Genomic DNA, 8,007 nt, shown 5'->3' on the forward strand with positions numbered 1-8,007 from the left:
GACCGCGGCGAGTTCGAGCTGCACTACCAGCCGCAGTTCTCCGCATCCACCGGCGCCGTCGCCGGCGTCGAGGCGCTGATCCGCTGGCGCCATCCCGAGCTCGGCCTGGTGCTGCCGGGCACCTTCATTTCGATGGCCGAGCAGAACGGCCTGATCGTGCCGATCGGCACCTGGGTGCTGCGTGAAGCCTGCCGCCAGGGCAAGGCATGGCTCGACGCCGGAATGGACTTCGGCCACATTGCGGTCAACCTGTCCGCCCGGCAGTTTTCTTCCGGCGACCTGCTCGACACCATCCGCGGCGCTCTCGACGAAAGCGGCCTGCCGGCCTCGCGCCTCGAATTCGAGATCACCGAAAGCACCATCATGCACAACCCGCCGGAAGCGGTGCGCATGCTCGACCGCATCCGCAGCATGGGCGCGGCGCTGTCGATCGACGATTTCGGAACGGGATATTCATCGCTGGTCAGCCTCAAGCAATATCCGCTCGACAGCCTCAAGATCGACCGCGGTTTCGTGATGGGCATTCCGCACGATGAAGACGACATCGCGATCACCGAAGCCATCATTGCGATCGCCAACAAGATGGGACTGAAGGTGGTGGCGGAAGGCGTGGAAACGCGCGAGCAGGCGGAGTTCCTGCGCGCGGCCGGCTGCGGCATGCTGCAGGGCTTCCTGCTGGGACGGCCGATGCCCGCCGCGGACCTGGCGCGCCTGTTCGCCGCGCCGGTCACCGCATAATCGGGCGATGCCTGCGCACCGGTTCATCGTTGCCGATGCTAACGCGCATGCAGTCGAACTCATTGAACTGAATGTCGAATACCTGACCTGGGTGTTCGAGGGAATCGGCCGCCACTTCGGCATCCCGCAAAGCGAGGTTGCCGGCACGCCTGCAAGCGAATACGCCCCTGCCGTCATCGGCCAGGTCTGCGGCGACCCGCCTCCGCGTGGCATCTTCTACCTCATCGAAGTCGACGGCACGCTTGCCGGCATGGGCGGGCTGCGGTTCCTGCATGCTGGCGCGGCGGAGATCAAGCGCGTCTATCTTCGCCGGCAATATCGCGGGATGAATCTCGGCGCGGCGATCGTCGAACGCCTGCTTGCGGACGCGGCTGCCTTCGGTTACCGACACGTCTTCCTGGACACCGCGCCATTCATGGCGGCGGCGCATCGCCTCTATGAAAACAGTGGGTTCACTGATTGCGCGCCGTACGAAGGCACGGAAGTCCCGCCCGCGTTCCACGCGCGCTGGCGCTTCATGTGCCGTTCGCTGCAAGCGCAAAAATAAAAAGCCACCGCATCTGCATGCGGTGGCTTTCATTGCTCGGGAGTGACTCAGGCGGCAGCGGCAGCCGGCTTCGCCTTCGCTTCCGCCTTGGCGCGCACGCGCGACGGCGGCAGGCGGCGCAGCGTGCGCAGCGATTGCAGGTCGTGCACGACGATCGCGCGCTGGTCCACCGAGATCAGGCCGATGGTGTTGAAGGCGGAGAATGTGCGGCTGACGGTTTCCAGCGTCAGGCCGAGGTAGTTGCCGATTTCCTGGCGCGTCATGCGCAGGTTGAACTGCGTGCCGGAATAGCCCATCTCGCTGAAGCGCTCCGACAGGAAGACGAGGAAGCGTGCCACCCGCGCTTCGGCGGACAGCGAGCCGAGCGTGCCGACCATCGCCTGTTCACGCACCAGTTCGCGGCTCATCACCGCATAGATCGATGCTTCCAGTTCCGGATGGCTGCGGCCGAGGCCGGCGAAGACCTTGAACGGGATCAGGATCACATCGCAGTTGGACAGTGCCACCGTCTCCGTAGCGTACTGTTTGCGATGGATGCCGTCGATGCCGAACATGTCCCCCTTCATCGGGAAGCCGAGCACCTGCTCGTTGCCCAGTTCGTCGATCATCACGGTCTTCAGGAAGCCGGAGTTGACCACATACAGCATGTCGAAGGGCTGGCCGATGGTGTGGATGCGCTGGCCGGCCTTGAACTGCATGTGCTGGAACTGGAAATCGTCGGTGCCGAGCTTGGCGGGAATGCGCAGCAGGTCGCACACTTCTTTCAGGCTGGACCACAGCTTGGCCTGGCGCTGCCAGGCGGCGCCGGAGGGCGAGGGCGTCGCCAGGGATAGCGGGGCGGGACGTGCATCGGAGAGTTGGGTTGTCAGCATTGCGAATCCTTCTTTGAAGAATAGTTGTTCAGGCTTTCGTGCTCTTGGAAATTAACCGCTGGTGACGCCGTCGGCTTGGGCGGCCGTGGTGTTTTGCGAGGCGGAAATCAGTGAGGAGAATTATGTCCGTGCGTTCGCTTTCTCGTAATCAGCGGACGGATGAAAACGACTGTCGGAGAACGGAGAAAAGCGTTCGGAATATTCCTACAAAATTGAGGAACGTCAATTTTTCAAAGTTGTTTCCGAGTGTTACAAAACACGGGACGAAGGCGCATGCGCTTGTTTCTGGCGGCCTAGCGCTGCACCAAGGCAGCGCTAGTCCATGTAGGAATTTTCTGTGAAGACATGCTGCCCCTGAATGGGGCAGTTGCGTTTTGTTACACCTCGGCGGCAGCCCAGGCGAGGCGGAATGCGTCGGATGGCACCGGTTTGCCGAACAGGTAGCCTTGCGCCTGGTCGCAGCCTTCGCCGGTGAGGAATTCTGCCTGTCCGGCGCTTTCCACACCTTCCGCGACCGCTTCCAGTCCGAGGGTCTTCGCCATCGCGATCATGGCGCGCACGATGGCCTGGTTGTTGCCGTGCTCGGCGACATCCATGATGAAGGATCGGTCGATCTTCAGCGTGTGCACCGGCAGGCGCTTGAGGTAGCTGAGCGAAGAATAGCCGGTGCCGAAGTCATCGACCGACAGGCGCACGCCGAGGGCGTCGAGTTCTTCCAGCACCTCGAAGGCTTCTTCGGTTTCCATCAGCACCGACTCGGTCAGCTCCAGTTCGAGCGACGAGGCCGGCAGTCCGCACTCGTCAAGGATGGCGGCGACCAGCGCGGCAAAGCCCTTGCGTTCCAGCTGGCGCACGGAGATGTTGACAGCCACCCTCGGCACATCGAAGCCGTCGTCGCGCCACGCGCGGAGCTGACGGCATGCGGTGCGCAGCACCCATTCACCGAGCGGCACGATCAGTCCCGAATCTTCCGCCAGCGAGATGAAGCGCGCCGGCGGCAGCACACCCTGTTCGGGATGGTTCCAGCGCACCAGCACTTCGGCGCCGGACATCCTGCGTGTGCCGAGGTCGATCAGCGGCTGGTAGCAGAGGAAGAATTCTTCGTTCGCGAGCGCCTTGCGCACCGCCGATTCAAGCTCCAGGCGCTCGAATGCGTAGGCCGTCATTTCCTGTTCATAGAAATGGAACTGGTTGCGGCCATGGTTCTTCGCGCGATACATCGCCGCATCGGCGTTGCGCACGAGGGTGTTCGGATCGGCGCCGTCGAGCGGATAGAGGCAGATGCCAACGCTGGAGGTGACGTAGAGTTCGTGGCCTTCAAGTGCGATCGGCTTCTGGAAGACCGCAGTCAGTTTTTCCGCCACCAGCGCGGCGTCGTGCGCGCCGTCGATTTCCTCGACCATGACGATGAATTCGTCGCCGCCCAGGCGGGCGATGGTGTCGGCCTTGCGCAGCTGCGCACTCATCTGCTCAGCGACTGTCTTCAGCAGGCGGTCGCCGACATGGTGGCCGAGCGAATCGTTGATGTTCTTGAAATGATCGAGGTCGATGAAGAACACCGCGAACATTGTCTCCTCGCGTTCCGCGCGCTGGATGGCCTGCGCCAGGCGGTCGTGGAACAGCAGGCGGTTCGGCAACTGCGTGAGCGGATCGTGATACGCAAGGAAGCTGACCTTCTCCTGCGAACGCTTGATCTCGGTAATGTCGGAGAATACGCCCACGTAATGCGACACTTCGCCGCTGTCGTTGCGCACCGTGCTGATAGACAGCCACTCGGGATAGAGTTCGCCGCTCTTGCGCCTGTTCCAGATCTCGCCCTTCCACTGGCCGCATTGGTCGAGCGAGCGCCACATTTCATCGTAGAACGTCCTGTCCTGCCGCCCGGATTGCAGCAACGACGGGCGCATGCCGAGCACTTCCTCCTCCGTGAATCCGGTCACTTCGGTAAATGCCTTGTTGACGGCGAGGATCTGCGTGTCGCGATCGGTGATGGTCACGCCTTCCTGCGTGTTGTCGAACACCTTGGCGGCGAGGCGCATGCGCTCTTCCGCTTTCTTGCGTTCGCTGATGTCGGACACCACCCACACACTGCCGCCCGGCATATCCATGGCCAGCGGGCGCACTGTGAGCTCGGCCCAGAAACAGGTGCCGTCGCGGCGCGCCAGTTCCAGTTCGCGGCGGAAGATCGACCCCTGTTTCAGCTCGACGAGGATGTCGCGCGTCAGTCCGGACTGGCGGTAGAGGGCGCCGAACAGCCGGTTGATATGCTTGCCGATGAAGGCGCCTTCATGGAAACCGAACAGCGCTTCCATCTGCTGGTTGCAGGTGAGGACCGTGCGGCTGCACAGGAAGGCCACGCCTTCCGCGATGTTGTTGAGGATCGCGTCCTTTTCGATCAGCAGCAGTTTCGCTTCTTCTTCCGCGCGGCGGCGCTCGATGATCTTTTCGCTCAGGTCGCGGTTGGCTTCCACCAGCGCGGTAGTGCGTTCCCGCACACGGGTATCGAGCAGGCTGTTGGCGATCTCCAGCGATTGCCGCTGGCGAAGGATGATGCGATGCGCGCGCGCCACGACGGCATACAGGACGGCGTACAGCGCCGCGAGCAGCAAGACCACTGTGCCGACGACATAGAACAGGGCTTCTTCCATCTGCTGGACGAAGCGCGTGATGTCGGAATACAGCTCGAACACCGCCACGATGTCGCCCGACTCGTCCTGGATGGGCAGGTAACTCGACGCCAGGTCGCGGTCCTCGATCACGTGCTCGAAGGCATCGAAGGTATCGCGGTGCGTCAGCTCGCTGGCGACATGGCCGATGCGCGCCGCCTGGAAGCCGCCGTTGCTGCGCTTCTGCTGGCCGATCTGCTTGATGTCGGTAGAGAAGACAGTCACGCCGTCGAGGTTGTACAGCTTGATCTTGACCACGTCGGTATCGCGCATCAGCGACACCGCATGGTTGCGCAGGATGGGCAACTCGGGCGAAGCCTTCAGGGAATCCGCGGACAAGCCGTAGGACTTGCGGACGAACTGGTCGAATTGCGGCCAGAGGGAATTGCGGAAGGTGGTGGCGAGCGCGACGTTCTTCTGCTCGCTCAGGGAAAGCAGTTCGGCGACCGCGAAATGGTGGCTGATCCAGCCGAGCGCAATGGCAATCAGCAGGATGAAGGCGAAGCTGACGAGCGAGTAATAGCGTCGAAGGTTGAAGCGCTTTCCGTTGCTGGTGTCCATTGGCGTTGGAAGTGACTTGCTGGTTGGTTACGTGACGCTTATAACCGTTTGGCAAAAGGGTCATTTCAGCATATGTGCCGCTGGTGGACCATGATCCCGGATAGGTTTTGGCGGGGTGAAGGCGCGGGCAGGATTCGGAAATTGGCAACTCGTCATCCCCGCTTTCGCGGGGATGACGGGGAAAGAGGGGAGCGGTCCGAAGAACCGCGCCCGCTCCCGAACTGCCGCATCAATCCGCCGCCGACTCCATCGCCTCCTGCTGCGTCTCGAAGATATGCGCCGCCAGCCCGCGGCTTTCCAGCGCGGTGCCCATCTTCATGCGCAGGAACGCGCTGGTGGTGTAGCGCGACACATGCGTGTAGTACTTGTCTTGCAAGTCCTGCACCATCGCCCAGTATTCGTCCGAGATGCTTTCGTCGATCTGGAAGTCGTCGTAGTTGACGATGACCTTCACCTTGCGGCCGACCGGCTGGCACAGGCGTTCCGCGGCATGGCGGATGTCCTCGACATCCTTGTGGTTCATCACGCGCAGGCCCTGGAAGTTGAAGAACATTGCGCCCTTCTTCGCGTCGTACTGCATGCGGTCTTCGAGGCTGATCGACAGCAGGGTGTCCTTCAGCTTCATCGGCTCGTCCACGAAGATGCGCGCATCCATCTGTACCGGATTGTTGATGATGGGCTTGAAGTCCATCTGCGCCAGGATGTCCTTCTCGATGTCCACGCCCGGCGCGACCTCGATCAGTTCCATGCCCTGCGGCGTGAGCCTGAACACGCAACGCTCGGTCACGTACAGCACGTTCTGGCCGGTCTTCGCGGCATAGGGGCCGCTGAAGGTCACCTGCTCGATCTTGTTGACGAACTTGCGCGCGCGGCCTTCCTGCAGGATCTGCAGCTTGCCGCCTTCCACCTTGGTCTTGAGTCCGCCGGCGGTGAAGGTGCCGACGAAGACCACGGTACGGCTGTTTTGGGTGATGTTGATGAAGCCGCCGGCGCCGGCCAGCTTGGGGCCGAACCGGCTGACGTTGATGCTGCCCGACGGGTCGCATTCGGCGAGGCCGAGGCAGGCCAGGTCGAGACCGCCGCCGTCATAGAAATCGAACTGCTGGTTCATGTCGATCACGGCATCCGGATTGACCGCGGCGCCGAAGTTCACGCCGGAAGCCGGCACGCCGCCGATCACGCCCGGCTCGGCGGTCAGCGTCATGTACTTCAGGATCTTTTCTTCATTGGCCACCGCCGCCACGCCTTCCGGCATGCCGATGCCGAGGTTGACCACCGAGTTGGGCAGCAGCTCGAAGGCGGCGCGGCGCGCAATCACCTTGCGCTCGTCGAGCGGCATTGCTTCCAGCGCGTCGAGCGGCACGCGCACCTCGGCGGAGAAGGCCGGGTTGTAGCTGCCGTTCAGGTTTTGCGGATGGTTTTCCGGGCTGGCGACCACCACGCAGTCGACCAGCACGCCCGGCACCTTCACGCGGCGCGGATTGAGCGAGCCGCGCTCGGCGATGCGCTCCACCTGAGCGATCACGAAGCCGCCGCTGTTCTTGGTCGCGGTGGCCACAGCCAGCACGTCCTGCGTCAGCGTTTCGCGTTCCATCGTGATGTTGCCTTCCGGGTCGGCGCTGGTGCCGCGGATGAAGGCGACCGAAATCGGGAAGGTCTTGTAGTACAGCAGTTCCTTGCCGCCCAGTTCGACCACGCTGACCAGGTCTTCCGTGGTCTTGGTGCCGATCTTGCCGCCTTCCAGGCGCGGGTCGACGAAGGTGCCGAGGCCGACCTTGGACGCGGTGCCGGGCAGCCCGCAGGCGATGTCGCGGAACATGTGCGAGATCACGCCCAGCGGCAGATTGTAGGCTTCCACCTTGCTTTCCAGCGCCAGCTTGCCGATCTTCGGCACCAGGCCGTAGTGGCCGCCGATCACGCGCTTGAGCAAGCCTTCATGCGCCACATGGTTGACGCCGCCCTCGCCGCCGTCGCCGGGACCGCCGCCGAACAGCAGCGTCAGGTTCTTCGGCGAATCGGTTTCGAGGAAGCGCTTTTCCAGCGCGAGCAGCAGTTCGACCGGCACACCGTTGCTGCCGAAACCGGAACAGCACAGGGTGTCGCCGTCGTGCAGGATGGCGATCGCTTCAGCAGCGGATACGACTTTCTTTCTCATGGGTGTGACCTTTCAAAGAGAAGTCCATTGTAGGCAGTCCGGCCGGCAACTTCCTTGATCGGGGATACTTGACGGCAGGATCAAAAGCAGGCTGCCGCGGCGCAGCGGGCCGCCGGATTCGTGCTTTGATGCGTGGAAGGAGCTTGGTTCCCTAGAGGGTGCTGTGCTGCCGTGCCAGCTTGATGATGGTCTTGCGGATGCTGGTGAGGACGTTGACGGCGTTGAAAGGTTTCACGATGAAGCCGTGGACGCCGCGCTCGGCGGCGGCTTGCACGGTGGCGGCGTCGAACTGTCCGGAAACGAGGAAGACGACGGCTTTCGGCAGCCCGGCGCGGATCGTCGCGAGCTTTTCGAAGGCGGCTTCATCGGTGCCGCCGAGGTCGATGCAGACCAGCTGCGGATGCAGCTTGACCATGGCGGCCATGCTGGCGGGAGTTGTGTTGCCATCGCCCACGACATTGAAACCGC

Annotated in this window: 6 protein-coding genes; 2 read left to right on the plus strand and 4 right to left on the minus strand. The window is 62.8% G+C overall.

Features of this window, described 5'->3' with window-relative positions:
- Both AYR66_RS12790 and AYR66_RS12795 read left to right on the plus strand, forming a co-directional pair.
- The coding region (locus AYR66_RS12790) for a putative bifunctional diguanylate cyclase/phosphodiesterase (protein ID WP_141104236.1) at positions 1-738 on the plus strand (738 nt) is incomplete at its 5' end.
- A 7-nt stretch (positions 739-745) separates the two neighbouring features.
- Entirely contained in the window at positions 746-1,285 is a 540-nt protein-coding gene (locus AYR66_RS12795) for a GNAT family N-acetyltransferase (protein ID WP_088707787.1), read from the plus strand.
- Positions 1,286-1,332: 47 nt separating this feature from the next.
- On the opposite strand, the gene AYR66_RS12800 is transcribed toward AYR66_RS12795, so the two are convergent.
- From AYR66_RS12800 to AYR66_RS12815, 4 genes are all read right to left on the minus strand, one after another.
- On the minus strand, positions 1,333-2,157 hold the full coding sequence (locus AYR66_RS12800) for a Crp/Fnr family transcriptional regulator (RefSeq protein ID WP_088707788.1): 825 nt from the start codon (positions 2,155-2,157) through the stop codon (positions 1,333-1,335).
- A gap of 377 nt (positions 2,158-2,534) precedes the next feature.
- On the minus strand, positions 2,535-5,384 hold the full coding sequence (locus AYR66_RS12805) for a putative bifunctional diguanylate cyclase/phosphodiesterase (protein WP_088707789.1): 2,850 nt from the start codon (positions 5,382-5,384) through the stop codon (positions 2,535-2,537).
- Positions 5,385-5,613: 229 nt separating this feature from the next.
- Positions 5,614-7,539, minus strand: coding sequence for an acyl CoA:acetate/3-ketoacid CoA transferase (locus tag AYR66_RS12810; protein WP_088707790.1), 1,926 nt, complete (start codon positions 7,537-7,539; stop codon positions 5,614-5,616).
- 151 nt (positions 7,540-7,690) lie between these two features.
- Positions 7,691-8,007: ANTAR domain-containing protein (locus AYR66_RS12815; RefSeq protein ID WP_141104237.1), on the minus strand; the 317-nt coding region annotated here is incomplete at its 5' end.

It is taken from the genome of Noviherbaspirillum denitrificans, assembly GCF_002211445.1.
Lineage (GTDB): Bacteria > Pseudomonadota > Gammaproteobacteria > Burkholderiales > Burkholderiaceae_D > Noviherbaspirillum > Noviherbaspirillum denitrificans.